The organism is Pleomorphochaeta sp. DL1XJH-081 (assembly GCF_049310885.1).
In the GTDB taxonomy this organism is placed as follows: domain Bacteria; phylum Spirochaetota; class Spirochaetia; order Sphaerochaetales; family Sphaerochaetaceae; genus CAYZJV01.
In genome coordinates, this window is record NZ_JBMDYO010000003.1 from 286,903 (window position 1) to 306,785 (window position 19,883).

Annotated in this window: 18 protein-coding genes; 8 read left to right on the plus strand and 10 right to left on the minus strand. The window is 46.1% G+C overall.

All coding sequences use genetic code 11. The features are described 5' to 3' along the window. Positions 1–23: 23 nt before the first annotated feature. Positions 24–1,673 (minus strand): SulP family inorganic anion transporter, encoded by a 1,650-nt coding sequence (locus ACODJP_RS07895; RefSeq protein ID WP_422480258.1) that lies wholly within the window; start codon positions 1,671–1,673, stop codon positions 24–26. A gap of 227 nt (positions 1,674–1,900) precedes the next feature. Between ACODJP_RS07895 and ACODJP_RS07900 the strand changes: the two genes are divergently transcribed. Genes ACODJP_RS07900 through ACODJP_RS07910 form a run of 3 tightly spaced genes read left to right on the plus strand, consistent with a single transcriptional unit; the run spans position 1,901 to position 4,398 of the window. Further along, positions 1,901–2,422 (plus strand): flavin reductase, encoded by a 522-nt coding sequence (locus tag ACODJP_RS07900; RefSeq protein WP_422480260.1) that lies wholly within the window; start codon positions 1,901–1,903, stop codon positions 2,420–2,422. A gap of 9 nt (positions 2,423–2,431) precedes the next feature. Continuing rightward, positions 2,432–3,415, plus strand: a complete 984-nt coding sequence (locus ACODJP_RS07905; protein ID WP_422480262.1) for a thiamine pyrophosphate-dependent dehydrogenase E1 component subunit alpha — start codon at positions 2,432–2,434, stop codon at positions 3,413–3,415. Continuing rightward, on the plus strand, positions 3,412–4,398 hold the full coding sequence (locus ACODJP_RS07910; RefSeq protein ID WP_422480264.1) for an alpha-ketoacid dehydrogenase subunit beta: 987 nt from the start codon (positions 3,412–3,414) through the stop codon (positions 4,396–4,398). Before ACODJP_RS07905 ends, ACODJP_RS07910 begins: the two co-directional genes overlap by 4 nt. On the opposite strand, the gene purH is transcribed toward ACODJP_RS07910, so the two are convergent. Then, a complete protein-coding gene (gene purH, locus ACODJP_RS07915; RefSeq protein WP_422480266.1) occupies positions 4,387–5,955 on the minus strand; it encodes a bifunctional phosphoribosylaminoimidazolecarboxamide formyltransferase/IMP cyclohydrolase in 1,569 nt (522 codons plus the stop codon). The two genes, ACODJP_RS07910 and purH, sit on opposite strands and share 12 nt — an antisense overlap. A 137-nt stretch (positions 5,956–6,092) precedes the next feature. On the opposite strand from purH, the gene ACODJP_RS07920 reads away from it, so the two are divergent. Together ACODJP_RS07920 and pheT are read left to right on the plus strand one after the other, a co-directional pair. After that, the gene (locus ACODJP_RS07920; protein WP_422480402.1) at positions 6,093–7,631 is read left to right on the plus strand and encodes a phenylalanine--tRNA ligase subunit alpha; all 1,539 of its coding nucleotides are present in this window, start codon (positions 6,093–6,095) and stop codon (positions 7,629–7,631) included. Beyond that, complete coding sequence (gene pheT / locus ACODJP_RS07925; protein WP_422480268.1) at positions 7,632–9,326, plus strand: phenylalanine--tRNA ligase subunit beta; 1,695 nt, start codon at positions 7,632–7,634, stop codon at positions 9,324–9,326. Between the two features lie 12 nt (positions 9,327–9,338). Here the strand turns inward: pheT and ACODJP_RS07930 are convergent, their stop codons facing one another. From ACODJP_RS07930 to ACODJP_RS07945, 4 genes are all read right to left on the minus strand, one after another. Further along, positions 9,339–10,352 (minus strand): hypothetical protein, encoded by a 1,014-nt coding sequence (locus ACODJP_RS07930; RefSeq protein ID WP_422480270.1) that lies wholly within the window; start codon positions 10,350–10,352, stop codon positions 9,339–9,341. A gap of 3 nt (positions 10,353–10,355) precedes the next feature. Further along, positions 10,356–10,817, minus strand: coding sequence for a peroxiredoxin (locus ACODJP_RS07935; RefSeq protein WP_422480272.1), 462 nt, complete (start codon positions 10,815–10,817; stop codon positions 10,356–10,358). A 15-nt stretch (positions 10,818–10,832) separates the two neighbouring features. Next, complete coding sequence (locus ACODJP_RS07940) at positions 10,833–11,126, minus strand: hypothetical protein (protein ID WP_422480274.1); 294 nt, start codon at positions 11,124–11,126, stop codon at positions 10,833–10,835. A gap of 120 nt (positions 11,127–11,246) precedes the next feature. Continuing rightward, a complete protein-coding gene (locus ACODJP_RS07945) occupies positions 11,247–11,651 on the minus strand; it encodes an HIT family protein (protein ID WP_422480276.1) in 405 nt (134 codons plus the stop codon). A 290-nt stretch (positions 11,652–11,941) separates the two neighbouring features. Between ACODJP_RS07945 and fusA the strand changes: the two genes are divergently transcribed. Further along, positions 11,942–14,041, plus strand: a complete 2,100-nt coding sequence (fusA, locus tag ACODJP_RS07950; protein ID WP_422480278.1) for an elongation factor G — start codon at positions 11,942–11,944, stop codon at positions 14,039–14,041. Positions 14,042–14,191: 150 nt separating this feature from the next. Beyond that, positions 14,192–14,899: a hypothetical protein gene (locus ACODJP_RS07955; protein WP_422480280.1), complete on the plus strand. Its 708-nt coding sequence runs from the start codon at positions 14,192–14,194 to the stop codon at positions 14,897–14,899. A gap of 37 nt (positions 14,900–14,936) precedes the next feature. Here ACODJP_RS07955 and ispF read toward each other — a convergent pair whose 3' ends face one another. Genes ispF through ACODJP_RS07970 form a run of 3 tightly spaced genes read right to left on the minus strand, consistent with a single transcriptional unit; the run spans position 14,937 to position 16,674 of the window. Beyond that, positions 14,937–15,443, minus strand: a complete 507-nt coding sequence (gene ispF / locus ACODJP_RS07960) for a 2-C-methyl-D-erythritol 2,4-cyclodiphosphate synthase (RefSeq protein ID WP_422480282.1) — start codon at positions 15,441–15,443, stop codon at positions 14,937–14,939. Continuing rightward, on the minus strand, positions 15,440–16,150 hold the full coding sequence (locus tag ACODJP_RS07965; protein WP_422480284.1) for an IspD/TarI family cytidylyltransferase: 711 nt from the start codon (positions 16,148–16,150) through the stop codon (positions 15,440–15,442). The genes ispF and ACODJP_RS07965 overlap by 4 nt, the downstream gene beginning before the upstream one ends. Then, positions 16,150–16,674, minus strand: a complete 525-nt coding sequence (locus tag ACODJP_RS07970; RefSeq protein ID WP_422480286.1) for a CarD family transcriptional regulator — start codon at positions 16,672–16,674, stop codon at positions 16,150–16,152. Before ACODJP_RS07970 ends, ACODJP_RS07965 begins: the two co-directional genes overlap by 1 nt. Before the next feature lie 73 nt (positions 16,675–16,747). Here ACODJP_RS07970 and malQ point away from each other — a divergent pair, with 73 nt between their 5' ends. Continuing rightward, positions 16,748–18,289, plus strand: a complete 1,542-nt coding sequence (gene malQ / locus ACODJP_RS07975) for a 4-alpha-glucanotransferase (RefSeq protein ID WP_422480288.1) — start codon at positions 16,748–16,750, stop codon at positions 18,287–18,289. Here malQ and ACODJP_RS07980 read toward each other — a convergent pair. Further along, on the minus strand, positions 18,282–19,883 hold the full coding sequence (locus tag ACODJP_RS07980; RefSeq protein ID WP_422480290.1) for a peptide ABC transporter substrate-binding protein: 1,602 nt from the start codon (positions 19,881–19,883) through the stop codon (positions 18,282–18,284). The two genes, malQ and ACODJP_RS07980, sit on opposite strands and share 8 nt — an antisense overlap.

Sequence of the window (19,883 nt, forward strand, 5' to 3'; positions counted from 1 at the left end):
CGTAAAATGTAATGCCTATTCGGTCAATTCTCTATATCCAAAGAATCTATCGCTTCAACCGCATTGTTGAAAATTGAATCTTTTCCCACAATTTTGTCAAATCCAGCCCTGATGAACTGTTTGTACACTTGGCTCTGCATTCCGCAGAACAGGAGTTTGACATTCCTGTCTTCCAAAGTCTTATGTACCTCCTCAAGTGCAAGCATCGCACTATGGTCGATGCTTGGGACTCCTCGTATGGATAGTATTATGGTGCTTGCCTGATCCAACTCTTCAAGTGCCGAGACGAGCCTGTCTTGTGAACCAAAGAACAATTGTCCAGTCACATACATCAATTTCACATGGGTCAATTCATCCGAAATATTTCTGCCTCGTTCATGCCTCTCATCGATATTAGCAACAGATATCTCCAGATATGAGCTTCTGATTACAAACAGAATGGTGGAAAGTCCAATGCCAAGAAGTATCGCTATGGTGAGGTCAAAGATAACCGTTGCGGCCATGGTGACCAAAAATTGTGCGATTGATGTTTTATATTTCTTTTTAAAAAACTTTTTTATACCATCCCATTCATTCATCCTCCATGCTGTCATGATGAGAATCCCTGCCAGTGCCGATAGGGGTATTCGAGACATCATTGGGCCAAGAAGGAACATCGAGGCAATCAAGGTGGTTGCATGAATGATACTGGTAATCCGGGTTCTGCCTCCGGATTTGATTCCTACACTCGTACGTGCAATGGCAGCGGTAGCAGGAACTCCTCCAAAGAATGGAATAATGATATTCCCTAGACCTTGTGCAAGCAATTCTTGGTCTGCTTGCAACCGTTCTCCGCGCATTTTCCCTCCCGCTGCGCCACAAAGGAGCGTCTCGATCATACCCAAAGCGGCAATACTTATGGCTGGAACTATGATGCTCCCAAGGATTTCACGATTGAGGAACCCGAGATGGAACCGATTCTCCAGTATCAATGAGCGGGGAATAGTTCCGACCTCCGCAACCGTGAAGGAGCCAAGAATATTCACGAGAAGAGCTACTACGATACCAACTAGAGAGGATGGGATTCGTTTTGCCCACTTTTTTGGCCACACTATCATAATGACCATTACCAGAAGTCCAAAAAATAACGGTTGCCATTGGACATTGAATGTGCCTTGGGAATACGAAAGTAATTTTTGTATTAGAGTCTCTCCATGGCTGGTAGTTCCCAATAGATTGTCCAGTTGTCCGAATGCGATTAGGATCGCTATACCCGAAGTAAATCCAGTAATTACAGGGGATGGGATTATAGATACAATTCTTCCGGCTTTCGCCAATGCTGCAGTCAAAAGAACAAGCCCGGAAAGGAATCCCGCTGCTAGGACTCCTTCTACACCATAACGGACCGATAGTGGCAAGAGTATCGCAGCCATCGCTCCGGTAGGTCCGCTGATCTGGAAGGACGATCCACCGATTCCAGCGATAAACAAACCTGCGATTATTGCTGTCACCAGACCGGAGGCTGCATCGGCACCGGACCCTACTCCGAATGCCAAGGCGAGAGGTAGTGCAACAGCGGCAACGGTTAGACCCGCAAGAAGGTCCTTCATGAAGGTATCTTTTCCATAACCTGAGAACTCTCGTTTCAGATCGTGGATGAATTGGTTTGTCATGGGGAATTTTCCTTTACTCATGAAAGAGTGTTATGCAATCACATTTTAGCCGATGGTATACCACTCTCATAGGACAAAAGCAAGATACGTGTTGGCAATATCTTGGATTATATACAATGTTGACTGAACACAGAATGACTAATATACTGAAATTCCGGTTATGTCTTGACTTCCTTCCATGCCTCCTGTCTTCCTCACTGACCGGTAGGAGGTAAAGTCGGACAATGTTTGCAATTGGGAGGAATGTAATGTTTGAACAGATTGATATCTCATCTTTGGAGTTGAATCCTTTTACCACTTTACAAAAGGACACCTTCTTGATTACTGCTGCTTCGGGCGATGGGGCATGGAATACCATGACAGCCGGATGGGGTTTCCTTGGCGTTATGTGGGCGAAGCCTGCCTTTGGGATTGTTGTTAGGGATTCCCGCTATACCTATAGTTTCTTGGAGCAGGCAAATGGATTTACCTGTTCGTTTTTTCCTCCCGCGTACAAGAAAGCCCTCCAGTTCTGTGGAACCCACTCTGGTAGGGACACAGACAAAGCAGCCGAGACCGGCTTAGTTCCTGTTACCCTCGATGGAGTTGGGGACCAAGAGCTGATTACCTTTGATCAAGCCAACCTAGTCTTCTGTTGTTCGAAAGCCTCCCGGACAGATATTGTTCCTTCGGACTTTATTGATTCGGGTATTGCCAAACATTACCCGAAAAAAGATTATCACCGACTCTATATCGGTTATATCGATCAAATCTTAGTAAAAGGCGAATAGGGGGCTTTCATGGCGGTTGAATTTGATCGCGAACGGGGACTCGCCCTTTTATCCCTAATGATACGTTCCCGTATATTCGAGCAGAAGATTGAGGCTTTATTTTCTTCCCATGAGATGCATGGGACGACTCACTTGGCCATTGGACAGGAGGCTGTCCATGCTGGGGTTTCTCCTGCACTCGACCCTGCAGATTGGATTATGACAACACATCGTTGTCATGGGCATACTTTGGCGAAAGGAGCCTCTATTGAAGCCATGTTGGCCGAATTTTTTGGTCTCTCGAGTGGTCTCGCGAAGGGACTCGGTGGTAGCATGCATTTGATAGATCTCGATAACCATAATGCAGGGTCTTCTGCTGTTGTGGGCAGTGGAGTTGGACTGGCGACCGGGATGGCATTGCAACTGAAACGAATGGATTCCGAAAACTTGGTTGTTGCTTTTTTCGGTGACGGTGCAAGTAATCGTGGTATTGTCCATGAGTCCATGAATATGGCTTCCATATGGGATCTTCCTGTTCTGTTCCTTTGTGAGCACAACTTATATGGAATGTCTTCATGTGCCGAGGAGATGGTCTCTGTTGACAGTATTGCACAGCGTGGATCCTCCTATGGTATAGAGGGAAAATCTGTGGATGGCAATGATGTGGAGATCGTCTATCATGCTGTACAGGATGCTGCGAATTTCATACGGAAAAAGAAACGTCCCTTTCTGTTGGAAGTCCGAACCTATCGATTTTCCGGCCACTCGAAGAACGACAAACGCCTTTACCGAACTCGCGAAGAGGAAGAGGCTTGGAGCAAGCGCGATCCATTGAAGCTTTTTTCCGATCGTCTGATCAAAAGAGGGCATCTGACAGCTGATGTCTATGAGCAGATGCAAAAGGTCGAGCAGGACGCTATCGACCAGATTGCTGAGCAACTTATCCAGCAAAGAAATGAACTCTCTATTGAGGAAGCTTCAGCTTTCGTATATTCGGACGGAGGGCAACGATGAAAAAACTGAGTTACCGGGAAGCCATCCGTGAAGCGATGATGGAGGAGATGGCTCGTGATGAGCAAGTTGTCGTCATGGGCGAGGATGTAGGATGTTATGGAGGTTGTTTCAAAGTCACACCAGGGCTGATTGAGCGTTTCGGGAAGCGGCAAGTTATCGAGACACCGGTATCGGAAGAGGGCTTGGTTGCTGTAGCTGTTGGAGCAGCCATGATGGGAATGCGCCCTATCGTGGAGATCATGTATGGCGATTTCTCAACCTTAGCATCTGATCCCTTGATCAATCACGCAGCAAAAATGCATTTTATGACAGCAGGTCAGATCTCCATCCCAATGGTGTATCGTACTCCCATGGGTTCTGGTACGGGCGCTGCGGCACAGCACACTCAAAGCTTGGAACACATGTTCACCAATATCCCTGGTCTCAAAGTCGTTTATCCCGCTACTCCAGCAGATGCGAAGGGGTTGCTTAAAACTGCGGTCAGAGATGATAACCCAGTAGTCTTTTTGGAGCATAAACTCTATGGGACCGAGGGGCTGATACCGGCAGGGGAATATACTGTTCCCATTGGTAAGGCCGATGTCAAACGACAGGGTTCAGATGTGACCATAGTCACCTACGGTAAGACAGTCTTTACTGCACTTGATGCTGCTGCGATCCTTGAGGATGATGAGGTAAGCGTAGAGGTAGTCGATCTCAGATCTTTACGTCCATTGGATACAGAGGCTATATTTGCCTCTGTTTGTAAGACAAAAAGGGTTGTCGTGGTGCACGAAGCTCCCGGCTTCGGAGGTTTCGGTGGTGAGATCGTTTCCAGTATAGTTGGGGACCAGACATGTTTTGATTCCCTGATTGCTCCAGTTGCCCGGGTATGTGGAAAGGAATTGCCGACTCCGTTCAATAAGAATCTGGAATTACAGCTACCTCCCTCTCCACATGCTATTGTAGAGGCTGTGCTCAAGTTATTCCCATCAGCCGTGTAGAAAGCTCCGGGTCCCTGTGAACACCATGGCGATATTCAACTCATTGCAGGCCACTATGACCTCTTGGTCCCGGATGGATCCGCCGGGTTGGATAATTGCCGTTACACCGCTCGATTCCAAGGCGTCGATATTATCTCTAAAGGGGAAAAAGGCATCCGAAGCCAAGACCATAGGCTTTGTGGTGTCACTTTTCATGATTGCAATTTTAGTTGCATCTACTCGAGAGACCTGACCTCCACCTATTCCACACGTCGTCATATCTGCAGCGGTTACGATAGCATTGGATTTGACATGTTTTACTACCTTCCAAGCGAAGAGCATGTTTTCCACCTCTTTTTTGGAAGGGGCTCTATCGGTCACTACCTTGAGATCTGAGGCTGAGATGGGAGCGTAATCCTTTTCTTGGAGCAAAAGATCGTTTCCTATGAACCTCCCAACGATATGGTTGGTCTGAAGAGGCAGTTTACCGGTTTCAAGGACCCTGAGGTTCTTCTTTTTTTTCAGGATAGCCATTGCGGCATCTGTAAATGAGGGTGCTGTCAATACTTCAAAGAAAATGGGAGCTAGGTAGCTTGCCATAGCTTCATCACACGGACGATTGAGCGAGACGATACCCCCAAAAGCACTCAGAGAATCGGCCATGAAGGCTTTTTTCAGGGCCTCCAATGGTTCTTTAGCAAGAGAAACACCACAAGGCGAGGCATGTTTTACCACTACGCATGCTGGTTCTGTAAATTCTCTCAGGGTATCGATTGCACCATAGGTATCTCCCAGATTATTAAAGGAGAGTTGTTTTCCTTGGAGGACTTTGCAATCGAGTAGACTGAATGGATCAGCTTTATCCTTTGCTGTGCGCCCTTTATATACGGCAGCTTTCTGGTGTGGATTCTCTCCATAACGTAGTAGGTTTTCCGAATTCCCTGCTTCATGAAGATCGAAGGACAGCGGTAATTCAAGGGGGAAGTGTTCTTCGTTTAGATAGCGGTGTATCAATGCATCATAAGCCCCAGTGTGGGCGAAAGCTTTAGTCGCAAGTTTTTTACGTAATGTGAATGGGATACCCTTACCTGAAACCAGAGAATCTGCGACGATTGAATAGTCGGCGATATCCACAAGGACTGTTACCCATCCAAAGTTTTTCGCCGCTGATCTAAGCATAGTAGGACCGCCGATGTCTATTTGCTCAACAGCCTCATCAAGTGTGGTTCCCACCTTTTCTATTGTCTTTGCGAAAGGGTATAGATTACATACGACCAAATCTATCCAAGGAATCTGATGTGATTCTGCGTCTGTAGCATGGCGATCACGTAGACCCAGGATTCCACCTGTTATCGCAGGGTGCATCGTTTTTACCCTACCATCCATCATCTCTGGAATATGGGTATAGTGCTCTACCGGTAAGACCGCAATACCTTTGGACTCAAGGAGTCTTGCAGTACCTCCCGTAGAGATGATTTCGATTCCTAGAGAAACGAGTATCTCTGCGAATTCCACGAGTCCGGTCTTATCTGAGACCGAAAGCAAGGCTCTTTTTACGGTAGTTGGTTGGGTATTCATATGCGTGGTGTACCACATTTTACCCCGATATAGCTACCCTCGGGATACCCTTTCATTTTTTTTTATGACTCGCTACAATGGGCGATACCTTTGTGGATTGCCCTGCAAAGGGAATAGAAACGATGAGAGGCGAGACCATGGATATCGATGTACGGAACCTGCATCCTTTGGAGATCAGGTTGCTCAGGCATGTGTCGTCGGGTGAACCGGTGACGGCCCAGCGTCTGATAGATGAATTGGATTATAAGATTGGACAATGCAACCAGGCATTCAGCTGGCTTACAGCAAAAGGATATCTTGAGGAGACTGACCGTACATTTAGTGTATTTTTCGAGCTGACCGATTTAGGTCGCCACCAGTTGGAAATTGGTACTCCAGCACAGAGGATTTTCAATCTTCTGAAGGAAAATGGACCATTAGGCCTTCCCGAAATCGCAGAAAGGCTCTCATTGGAGAAATCGGATGTCGGTTCTGCCTTTGGTATGCTCTCCAAGGCGAAAGCCTGTCGGATGGGAGAAGGTAATCGGGCGGAAGCCATAGCCCAAGAGGCTCCGGCTGAGGTCCAGATAGCTGCAACGGTATTGGCGAAAGCTTCAGAAGCTCCTTTAGAGGAGACTAGCCTTAGTTCCGATGAGAAAGCATACGTCTCCAAGAACAGTAAGAAACGAGGCGCTGCAGGAGCTCCTTTGAAGTTGGTCGAACGGGAAGAAGTTTTCTATACTCTTACGGAAAATGGAGTAGCGGCAAAAGAAGCCATCCTAGCTGCCAATATTACTGGAGAGGAGTTAGGGGCTGTCACCACGGCAATGCTCTCCACCGGATCATGGAAACAGGGGTCTTTCCGGCCATATAGCCTCAATACACCACCGGCACGTCTTATTCCTGGGAGAAGAAATCCCTATGGCAGTTATCTACAATGGGTAAAAGACAAGCTCTGCGCTCTCGGTTTCGAGGAGTTCGATGGACCCTTGGTGGAAAATGAGTTTTGGAATGGAGATGCTCTATTCATGCCACAATTCCACAGTGCAAGGGATATCCATGATGTCTATTATGTTAAGAATCCCTCCCACGCGAAAATGATAGATGAGCCCTACCTCAGCCAGGTTGCCAAAACGCATGAAGACGGTTGGGAGACTGGTAGTCGAGGCTGGCGCTATGGTTTCGACCATGAGTTCACACGAAGACAGGTGATGCGGAGTCAAGGAACCGTTCTATCAGCGAAAACGCTTCCTCATGCAAAGATTCCCGGTAAATATTTTGGCGTGGCACGTTGTTTTCGCTACGACCAGGTGGATGCTACTCATGGTGCCGACTTCTATCAGACAGAGGGTATTGTCTTGGGTGAAGATGTCAATCTGAAGACATTGCTCGGGCTTCTGAAGATGTTCGCTGAAGAGGTCGCGGGAGCTGAAGAAGTGAAATACGTTCCAGGATATTTCCCCTTTACCGAACCTTCTATCGAGGTCCATATAAAGCACCCCGTCTTGGGATGGTTCGAATTGGGAGGTAGTGGAATTTTCCGTCCTGAAGTAACCAAAGCTCTTGGAGTCGATGTCCCAGTATTGGCTTGGGGGTTGGGAATCGATCGCATGGCGCTCATGCATCTAGGATTGAATGATCTACGGGAACTGTTCACGCCCGATATTGAGAGCGTGCGTATGAGGAGGGGTAACTAAATGCCCAAAATTGAGGTACATGAAAAATTATTCAACTCCCTTCTGGGGGAATCATATTCAGATACTCATTTGGAAGAGGTTTTTCCAGTCGCAAAAGCGGAACTCGATGGCCATGATGTAGAAGAGGGAATCTACAAGATAGAGTTGAACGATACGAATAGACCTGATCTTTGGTCCGCTGCTGGAGTAGCAAGGCAACTTGCTTCCTACAGGGATAGTTCAATTTTGCAATACGATTTCTTCTCAACCGAAGAAGAGACTTTGGATTCTGAGGGGCGTTCCCTTATAGTCCATGAGTCGGCTGCCTTGGTTCGTCCATTTTCTATTGGTTTTGCTGCTACTGGAAAAATTGTCGATGAAGAGATTCTATTGAATCTCATCCAATCACAGGAGAAACTTTGCAATAACTTTGGTCGGAAAAGAAAGACCATCGCCATGGGAGTGTATAGAAGTGATCTGATTACATACCCGGTCCACTTCGAAGGCGCCGACCCTGATAAAGCACATTTCGTTCCACTCCATATGGATGAAGATTTGACCCTGCGTGAGATTTGCGAGAAGCATCCAAAAGGGTTGGAGTATGGTCCTATCGTGGCTGACAAACCAGTCTTTCCATTTCTGTATGATGATGCTTCGGAGGTTTTGAGTTTTCCTCCAGTAATCAATAGTGCCAGGGTTGGCGCTGTTGAATCTGGTGATGAGAATCTCTTCTTTGAGTTTAGTGGTACCGGACTGGATGATCTACTTCTGGCAGCTTCGATCATAGCTTGTGATTGTGCTGATATGGGCTTTACCATTCTTCCTGTGAAGTGTGTATTCCCCTACGATACCGAATATGGAAGAGAAGTCACAGTTCCCTACTACTTCCAAAAACCTGCCGCATGCGAACTTGGTTTCTTACGGAAGATGTTGGGAGAGAACCTCTCTAAAGAACAGATCATAGCTGCTCTACGCAGAATGGGAATACACTCGTTAGTGGACGACTCTATGGTCTATATTACGGTTCCTGAATATCGTAACGACTTTCTCCATCCGGTGGATATTGTTGAAGATGTGATGATCGGTCATGGTCTTGGAAATTTTGCACCCGAATTGCCAAACGATTCAACGGTAGGAAGAATTACGGAATCAGAGGCTTTTTCACGAAAGGTTAAGGAAATCATGGTCGGTTTGGGCTTCCAGGAGATGATGTATAACTATCTCGGTTCCAAACGGGAATACATAGACAATATGCGGGTGGATGGTTCAGACTATATTCAAATAGCTAATCCCATGAGTGAAAACTATGAATTCGTGAGGCCTTCCATTGTTCCCTCTCTCTTAGAGTCTGAAAGTGTAAGTGCCCATGCAGTATATCCCCACCAGATCTTCGAGGTCGGAAAGGTGGCTTTTCTTGATGAATCCGACAATTCAGGGACGACAACCCGAGACTACTTGGGATTTTTAGCCGCTGGAAGTGATATGGGCTTTAATCAGCTCAGCAGTCTGGTTTCAACTTTGTTCTATTTCATCAACCGAACCTATACGATGGAAGAAATGGTCGATCCAAGATTCATCGAAGGTCGCTGCGGACAGCTCGTTTCAGATGGTAAGGTGGTGGGAATATTCGGTGAAGTCCACCCCGCTGTCTTAGAGAACTGGGGAATCACCATGCCTACCATAGCGTGTGAGGTTGATCTGAATCTTTTGCAGTAGGAAGATTTGCTTCTAAGGCACGACGAAAGTTCCCGTTATAGCAGAACGCTGTTCGTACGGGAACTTTTTCATATCCCCAAGAGAAATTGGGATAGTATTAGTCTCTATAGGCAAAAGTCCTTTTTGGAAAAGGTAATCCACTCTTTCCTTGAAGGTCTCTTTCAGGGTTCTCAATTCCCATGTAATTCCAGGGGATGAAATCGCGTTATGGTGGGTCAATCTCCAGCTGTCCAGATAGCGATGTTCACTTAGGACTTCACTTAAAGGCCATCTCAGACGTGTCCTGTAGGGATGTTCTCCGGTAGTCTCAAACCAATCGTCACTAGAGGGTTCGCCTAAGGATGCCAGTACGATTATCGGTTCATTATCGTTATACTCAAGCAGGTGGACAAGGTTGGAAACCCTTTCTCTGTCGGCCTCTTCTACCAAGGGACTCCAGCGTTCAACCTGAGGATCATCATACAAGACCTGGAAGAGATGTGATTCGTGCAAGTCGATAATCGAAAGTCGAATGCTGCGCTCTTCATGTACTCGCAATCGGACTATGGGGGAGTCGGACAACTCTATAGGGTACGGTGTCGCCAGAAGGAGGTTGTCGGTGGTCCAATGGGTTGGAATACCTATATGCTCTCCCACATAGATAAGAGCTTCAGGGTTTCCGGTAAATCCGATGATATCTGTTTGGGATGCTTCCACTTCTGAGATTATCGTATCCAATATTGCATCGGTGCTCTCTATTGGGAGGGGAACTAAAGCTACAGAAAAACGTATCACTGTACGTTCTTCCTGGGGTTCGGGGACGGCTTCAGCTTCAGAGGGTGCCGGATACGAGACTGTTGGGATCTGGGCTGATCCTGGTTGATCTACCAATTTGGTAGAAGTAGGGGGGATTTCAGGTATGGAAGGGGTTGCAGCAATTTTCTGTTTCGCCTCCTCATGGGTATAAGTCATACAAGAGGAGAAGAGGAAGATCAGAGAAAGTACTACGCTGGCAATCACAATAAAGTGTTTCTGGGCTTTTGACATGCCTCAAACCTCTTTGAGGTATGCGGCGATTTCTTCACCATGGCTTTGGGGTGACACTTTAGGCCACACCTTAATGAGTATTCCTTCAGGATCGAAAACGAAAGTACTACGGATAATTCCCATTGACTTTTTCCCATAGCTAATCTTCTCACCCCAAGCTCCTAACGCATCAATCAATTTATGGTCGGGGTCGGACAAAAGTGTGAAGTTTAGATGGAATTTTTCCTTGAACTTCTGATGTGATGCAACCGAATCCTTGCTTATGCCAAGTATCACCGCTTGTGAATCAGTAATTGCCTTAGATTGGTCTCTGAAAGAACAAGCCTCTGCAGTACACCCAGGTGTATCGTCTTTCGGGTAGGTATAGAGAACTATGTATGAGCCTATGAAATCACTGAGGGTTACGGTCTTTCCTGTGTCATCCAAGACCGGAGTGGAAGGTGCTTTAGAGCCTATTTCGAGCATATTTGTTCTCTCCTTTCATTGTTGCTCATCGTTGAACAATGAGAAAAATCGGGAACGGGCCTCCTGTTGCTTTTTGATCGACTCCTTGTCAGAAGATTCCTTCATGACGAAATACTCGCAATAGTTCGCCAAATCTTTATACATCACAGGCTCGTCGATATCTTCCCTGCATTCATGGTAGGCATTTGGATCGTAGAATCTACAATTCAGACAGACCTTTAGCGGCCTTCCACAGTTAGAGCAAATGGAGGCATGTCCAATAATCATGGTCGAGTCAATTTCAGTACCACAAAAATGACAACTACTCATGTCAGATAGTGTATCAATGAGCTTCAGATGGGGCAAGTAAAATCGCTTTGATGATGTCTTAAGGGTTGGTAGGTTATTTCCCGAAAGAATACAGGAACTGAAAGCTTACTTACATGCCTCTCATTCGAGGGATAGTTTTTCGCCGTACTCTTCGATCTCTCCTTCTCGATAGTTCTCTTTAGATGGGACTATCTTCTTGCCATCATCGGAGTAGCGGGGAATTATGTGGATATGGAGGTGGGGAACCTCCTGTCCTGCTGCCGGTCCGTTGTTTATGATTATATTCGTCGCCTCAGCGCCAAGGACAGTACGCATGGAATGGTCCAATCGTTGGACAATGGCCATCATATGTGCAAGTATATGCTCGGGACAATCACCCACGGTAGGAAATGGTTCACGGGAAATCACCAAGGAATGACCTTTGTTCACCGGTGCGATATCCAGTATGGCAATGCATAGATCGTCGGAATACAGTTTTGTAGCGGGAATTTCTCCGCTGATGATTTTGCTGAATATTGTCTCCATTACGTCCTCCATATGGCTTGATTGTAACAGTTTTAGGCCTAGTTAGCCATATACCAGTCTTTGCAAAATTCTCACAATTATATAGCCGGGAAAGGATTGAACAAATCATCATAATATACTAGAATCCGTTCGGTACGCTGGGATGAAGTGTACATGACTCATATACCCAAGTTGTTGCAGATTCTCGTTTTGAGCTGGGATATGTATGAAATCCAGGAAATATCTACGACCGATGATGCGTAGGCTTTATGGAAGCTTGCCGATTCGGCGATAAAGGAAGAGGAACTTGTATGTCTGAAATTACAAAAATGAGAAACATCGGAATAAGTGCCCACATTGATTCGGGTAAGACCACACTTTCCGAGCGTATTCTCTTCTATTCCAATAGAATCCATGCAATTCACGAAGTTCGTGGAAAGGATGGCGTTGGTGCCACGATGGACTCTATGGAACTCGAGCGTGAAAGAGGAATCACTATTGCCTCTGCTGCAACAAACGTAAGTTGGAAAGGTCATCCGATCAATGTTATCGATACCCCGGGACACGTAGACTTCACCATTGAGGTTGAGCGGTCTCTCCGTGTATTGGATGGTGCTGTACTGGTCCTCTGTTCTGTAGCTGGTGTACAATCACAGTCGATCACTGTTGACCGACAGATGAAACGGTATCGCGTTCCCCGGATCGCATTCATCAACAAATGTGACCGAACTGGAGCCAATCCCTATAGGGTAAAGAAGCAGTTGGTTGAGAAACTGGGCTTGAATGCAGTACTGCTGCAGATTCCCATCGGCCTTGAAGATCGTTTGCAAGGTGTTGTAGATCTGATCACCATGAAGGCAATCTACTTCGATGGTGCAAGTGGAGAAGTCCTCCGTTACGAGGAGATTCCTGCTGAACTCAAGGATGAGGCTGCAGAGAAGCGCGAAGAGATGCTTGATGCAGTGTCACTCTGTTCCGATGAGCTCATGGAAGCGATGCTTGAAGACGCTGTGACAGAGGATCTTATCTATAAAGCTGTTCGAAAAGGAACAATTGCCTTGGAGCTTGTACCGGTACTCATGGGTAGTGCATACAAGAACAAAGGAATTCAGCCATTGCTCGATGCAGTAATCGGATATCTTCCCAATCCTACTGAGGTCAGGAATACTGCCCTCGATTTGGATAACGATGAGGCCGATGTTGTGTTGAAAGCAGATGAAAGTTTGCCTCCTGTTGTCCTTGGCTTCAAGCTTGAGGATGGCCAGTATGGCCAGTTGACCTATATCAGGATCTACCAGGGAAAAATCAAGAAGGGTGACGAACTTTTCAATACAAGAAGCAAGAAGAAATTCAAGGTTGGACGATTGGTCCGCATGCATGCCAATTCGATGGAAGACATCACCGAAGCTGGTTGTGGAGATATCGCAGCACTCTTCGGAATCGAATGTGCCTCTGGTGATACATTCTGTCACCCCTCCTTGAACTATTCGATGACATCCATGTTCGTTCCCAAGCCGGTAATCAGTCTTGCTGTGAATCCAGTGGACAAGAAGTCTGCGGACAACATGGCAAAAGCTCTCAACCGGTTCACTAAAGAGGATCCGACCTTCAATACATACGTCGACCCTGAATCAAATCAGACAATCATTCAGGGAATGGGAGAGTTGCACCTCGAAGTCTATGTGGAACGCATGCGTCGTGAATACAAGGCTGAGGTTGTGACCGACCGTCCTGAGGTTGCCTATCGTGAGGCTATCAGCCAACGTGCCGACTTCAACTATACTCACAAGAAACAGACTGGTGGATCGGGACAGTATGCTCGTGTTGCTGGTTACTTCGAACCGATTGAAGAAGCTGAGGATGCAAAGGAATACGAGTTCATCGATCAGATCAAGGGAGGAGTTATTCCAACCGAATATATCCCTTCTTGTGATAAAGGTTTCCAGATGGCTGTCAAGAAAGGCACCCAGTTGGGCTTCCCTGTCGTCGGTGTACGTGCCGTGATCAATGATGGTGCCTACCACCCGGTAGACTCCTCTGACCAGGCTTTCCAGACTGCTGCGCTTAGTGCTTTCCGTGATGCCTACTCAAGGGCTAAGCCTGTGATCCTCGAGCCGGTAATGAAGGTCGCTGTCGAAGGTCCGACGGAATTCCAGGGTAATATCTTCGGAAGCATCAACCAAAGACGCGGAATCATTGTAAGTTCAAGCGAAGATGGTGCGATGTGTACCGTTGAAGCTGAAGTCCCTCTCTCTGAGATGTTCGGTTACTCTACCGTATTGAGATCCCTTACCCAAGGTAAGGCTGAGTTCACTATGGAATTGGCAAAGTATAGCCGGGTTCCTTCAAGTGTCAGTGAAGACCTCAAGAAGGCTTACGAAGAGAAGAAAAAGAAAGAACAAGCAAAGTAACCTTGTTTTAGGATAATTCTCATAAAGGCTGTTGTGAATATCTTTTCACAGCAGTCTTTTCATTTTTTTGAACAATATCAGAAGATTGTTTTGCCGTTAGCAAAACCATGATATACTTTAGAGACATCAACATCTCGGAGGATGCATAGTATGGAAATTCAAGAGTTAAATGCTTTGAGCCCGTTGCGGGCGTTCGATGAGTCTTTGGATGGTGGATTGGGAAAAGGAAACCTTGGGGTTCTTGTTTCTCGCCACGGTATCGGAAAAACAGCCTGTCTCGTTCATCTGGCAACAGATAAGTTATTCAGGAACGAGCATATCATCCATGTCTCTTTCTCCGGCAATGTCGAACATGTGATCAATTGGTACAAGGAGGTTTTCAGGCAAATTTCTGAGAACCGGTCATTGGAAGATGCAGCTACCATTTATAATGAGATTCTAGCCAATCGTGTGGTAATGAACTTTAGTCAAGAAAATGTAACGATTGAGAAGGTCTTATCCAGTCTTGAGACACTTATTAGACAAGGTTCATTCAATGCCGATGCTATCATGTTCGATGGTTACAAACTTACCGTCGCTACAGAAGATGATGTTCGGAAAATCAAACAGTTCGCAATGGATATGCGTTTGGAGGTTTGGTTCTCCGTCTCTCCGGTAAAACCCGATGTAGCATTCGACGATAATGGAGTTCCTAACACGATTCTCAAGTATGAGGAGTTAATCGATGTTCTTATCGGGCTCAAGTACAATGAATCGATGGATAAGGTTCTCATGACGTTGGTGAAGGATGGAGAACAACTCGATCCGAAGCCTATGCGGGTGACTCTGGATCCGAAGACCATGCTGATTTCTGAATAGATGATGTAACGCCGGGCGAAAGCCCGGCTTTGTCATATCAGACCCACTCATCCAACTCTGTACAATTGTCTGTAGGTACCGGTTTAAGCAGGACTATAGCTTGGGCGATGATTGCCTCTCCTTGGCCAACTTCTCCCAGTATGCCTTCAGCTGTCTTTGCTTTTACAGAGATACATTCGATAGGAATGTCGCAAGTTTGAGAGAGCGAATCTCGGATAGCATCTATATAGGGGCGTAATTTTGGATTCTCCAATATTACTGTCGTATCGATATTTACGATTTTCCAACCCTTAATTTTCTCCAAGGTCATCTGAAGCAATTCTAAGCTGGAAACGTCCTTCCATCGATCATCTGAGGGAGGGAAGTGAGACCCGATATCTCCAATAGCCACTGCTCCCAACAGTGCATCAATAATGGCATGGATAAGGACATCACCGTCTGAGTGTCCTGCCTCACCCCTCGTATGAGGAATTTGGACTCCTCCAAGCATAAGAGGACGTTTTTCAACCAATCGATGAAGATCCCAACCAGAACCTACTCTCATAGTTGCTCCTTGATTTGGGGGAAATCATCAGCGATTGTGATTTTACGATTCTCAGGATTTCCGGGTGTTGTGCCCACAAGTCCCCCGAAATCGGTATAAATCTCAGTATCGTCTACATAGAGGCGATCGTGGCTTATCGCCTTTCGATGTGCCTGGAGTATTTCAGGAAAACGAAATACTTGGGGGGTCTGGATCATGACCAAGCCACTACGGTCTTCATGATTGAGAATCTTTCCTTCGCTATCGAGCCGTTTGACAGCGTCATGGATAGGGAGTATAGGCGCTGCACCACCAAAGACAGTTGCCATAGCCAAGGTTGATATGATTGTCTTTTCAGATACCCATGGACGTGCACCATCATGTATGAGGGCATAGGAGATGTTCGGAGCATAGTGTTCCAATGCCTCTAATCCTTTTAAGACGGATTCCTGGCGGGTTTTACCACCTAATACCAATTGGACAGGAATGGGTGATGCAAAGAGCAGATTGTCTAATGCAACTTCGGTCTCTTCACGAAGTCCCTCACTATAGGTTACTACAACAAATTCAAGATTTGGAAGCGAGAAAAAAGGGAGTGCCGCATGATAGAGGACACTTCTATCATCCAACAGAAGAAACTCTTTTTTCTGCGATGAATTGTTCGATCCGTTGAACCGGGTGCTAGTACCTGCGGCTGTAATAATTACGCCGTGTGGAGGGAAAGACACTAGGACTCCTTGGCCTTGGGCTCACGTTCAAGTTTACTAAAAATCATGGCTTCAATCTCTTCCCTAGGTCGTCCTAATGCAAGAGCCGATTCATCAATGAGAATCCGCAGTGCGTTATCGTACAGTTTTCTCTCCTGTACCGGTAATTCCTTAATCTTGCTTCGGTGGTAGAGGATCTGGACTACCTTCGCTATAGATGCAATGGAACCTTCACTTAAAAGATCCACATTCATCTGATACCGTGCTTTCCAATCTACCGGAACCTGATCTAGCTTATTGGAGATGCTGTTTATAGCTTCCATTGCTTCTGACGGTTTCACAATACTTCGGATACCGAGTTCAGCGACCTTATCTACCGGGAGCATAACTGTCATGTCAGATATCTCCAGAAAGATTTCATAGTACAAGGACGTGTTTCCACGGAGAGTCTTTTCCTCAATTTTATTGATGACTCCCACCCCTTGGAGCGGATAGACCACATGGTCTCCCAATGCAAAGATCTCATTCTTTTCTGAAGATGTCATACCAGTATTATACCCGAAAAACGGGTTGTGAACAAGTATGGCAAAAAATCTCGATATGCTCTATATTTTCACAATGAATAAAAAGATACGTTACAGCGGAGTCCTTCTTCATCCCACTTCTTTACCCGGTAGTTCGGGTATTGGAGATTTGGGAGAACCTGGACGAATGTTTATTGATATGCTTTCCGAAGCCTCTGTAGGGTTATGGCAAATTCTTCCATTGGGTCCTGTCGGATTCGGCAATTCCCCATATGCTGTTCGTTCGGCGTTCGCCGGGAATGAATTTCTGATCAGTTTGGACGAGCTTCTTGATGATGGATATCTCGATCTATCCGATATAGTCGATACTCCCCATTTTCCCGTAGATTCGGTAGCTTTCCAGGAGGTTGAATCCTATAAATTCCCGTTACTGGTAAAGGCAGCTAGCAAATTTCTTGCAGATGCACCTTTACAGGAGAGGAAGGAGTTCGATGCATTCTGCTCCGAACAAGCAGATTGGTTGGATGATTATGCGTTATATCGGGCGATGGTTGACCATTATGGAGATTCCCGGTGGTTCAGTGCTTGGGATCCCCAGTTGACCAAACGATCAAAAGAAGCCTTGGCTTACTGGAAAAAGGAGAAGAATCGGGAGATTTCCGTTTGGAAAGTCTTGCAATACTTCTTCTTCAAACAGTGGAGAGCCCTAAAGGATTACGCACATGCTAAGAATGTTGCTATTGTCGGAGATATTCCCATATTTGTCGCTGCCGACAGTGTGGATGCCTGGAGTAACCGTAAATACTTGAAAATGGAAGAGGATGGCAGATCGTCAGCTCTATCGGGAGTTCCCCCAGATGCTTTTAGTTCTACAGGACAACTTTGGGGTAATCCGGTCTATGATTGGGATGCTCTGAAGGCAGATGGTTTTAGTTGGTGGATTCGTCGATTGGAACATCAGTTTGTCATGACCGATATGGTGCGTATAGATCATTTCAGAGGATTTGAAGCCTACTGGGAAGTCCCGGCAGACCATACGACCGCAGAGTATGGAACGTGGGTAAAAGCGCCCGGACAAGAGTTATTCACTATATTGAGACAACGATTTGGAAAGCTTTCGGTAATAGCAGAGGATCTGGGTGTGATTACCCCTGAGGTTGAATCTCTGCGTGATTCGAATGGATTCCCTGGAATGAAAATTGTTCAGTTTGCATTCAACTCGCTAGGCCCGGGGTTGATTGATCCTGATAATGCATATCTTCCCCACAATTATGATGAAGTTTGTGTTGCCTATACCGGAACACATGACAACGACACGACGCGTGGATGGTACGAGAAGTTGGATGAGGGGATGAAGGATATTGTAAGACGCTATCTGAGTTGTTCAGACGATGGCGTCGTTTGGCATCTTATGCGTTCAGTGATGGCCTCAGCAGCACAGTATGCTATCGTTCCCATGCAAGATGTGCTGAACCTGGGAGGTTCTGCCCGTATGAACCAGCCTGGAACCTGTGGTGGTTCGAACTGGGCATGGAGAGTAACTGAGAGCCAGTTGGGAGAAGCCTCTCAAGCAACACTCATAGCACTCACACAACCCTTTGGGAGGAATGCCGTCTTCCCTGTGGAATCTAGTTAATACCAAGATATTTGATCGGATGAAAGTCGAGAATATTTGCGTACCATCCAGTAACTCTATCGGATTGGATGGTATTGATGGTGAATCCATGATAGAGGGGGAAGACCAAAGAGTTTTCCAGAAGATATGACTCGGCAGCCTCTGTGAATCGCATCCGCTCTTCAACGTTTTCTGCCTTCAGTGCCATTCCGAGAAGGCGATCGAATGTCTCATCGTGCAACTTCCCAAGATTATATCCGCTTTCTCCGCTAAACAAGTAGAGGAACGCGAAAGGGTCATGAAAATCACCTATCCATGTGATGAATGATAATTCGTATGGTGATAATTCTGGATAGCGCGAATAGGTGCTCAATGGCACGCTATCCAATACAACCGTCATCCCAAGTTTTCTCGTAAGGATTTCGGATATCCGTTCAGCGCTCTGTATAACTTGGGAACCTCTATGTACAGCCATATGCAAGGGAGGAAGGCCTGCTCCGTAGGGGAATCCCTCCTCTGCTAATAATGCATATGCTTCCAGTTCGTTTTCGCCTAAATTGCTATCAGGCTTACCTTCATATACCTTTCCGTTTGGAATCAGCTTATCTGTGGGAAATAGCTGACGACTCTCCACCCGTATTTCATCCCATGGTATCAAAAGATCCAATGCGCGACGGATCTTTGGATTGGCATACGGTCCATTCTCTGCGCTAAAATAATAGAAGCCGGTGGAATATTGGGCTGATATCCGCATATCATCAGGATGGGTAAGCTGTTCTTGAGGAATATAGGCCAAAGCCCAATGGACCTTCCTATCTAGGTAAGCATCAATAATAGCCTTAGGGTCCATAAAGGAGAATTGGACATAATCACTAGGAACCTCTAGGTAATTTGAGTACCAAGGATGCTTTTCCAAGATAATTGATTTATCTTCAAAGGATCCCACTACATACGGACCAGAACTGATAATGTCTTGTGGTGCAATTACACCAGTATCTTTCCATAGGGTCGGATGGATGGCAGAAAGTGGTAACATACTCAACAGCTTTGGCAAATAGGGTGCTGGAGAAGATAGTTTGAGGGTAATTGTCTGGGGGTTGTCGGTTGTAGAAATTCCAATTTTATTCGCTGTGGCGGATCCCGTCCTGAATTGCTCCACCCCTTCAATACAATCCAGCATCGAGATGAGATAGGTGTTTCCGGTTCCCTTTTGTGATTGCTCCAATAACCATATCCAGGAGTCTGCTATAGATTCGGCTGTTATAGGGTCTCCATTTGAGAATCGGATATCCTCCTTTAGCTCAAATGTCCACATTAGGCCATCGTTCGATACTGTTGCGTGTTTAGCCAATGCAAGTATAGGTTCACCATCCTTTGGGTCAAGACTGTACAATCCTTCGAATAATCCATCTAAGATCATCAGTGACGATGCATCGGTTGCGCGGATGGGGTCGAGGTATATGGTGTCTTCCGATTCAATCAGTGCTATAGAAAAGGTATTTTCCTGTTTGAGGGGAGCTCTGGATGGCAGTGGTTCTGTTTCACGGGTTCCTCGCGAAAAAAGGGCAACGGTGAAAAATAGAAGGAGGACAGGAATGAGAAGAAATCTCTTCAT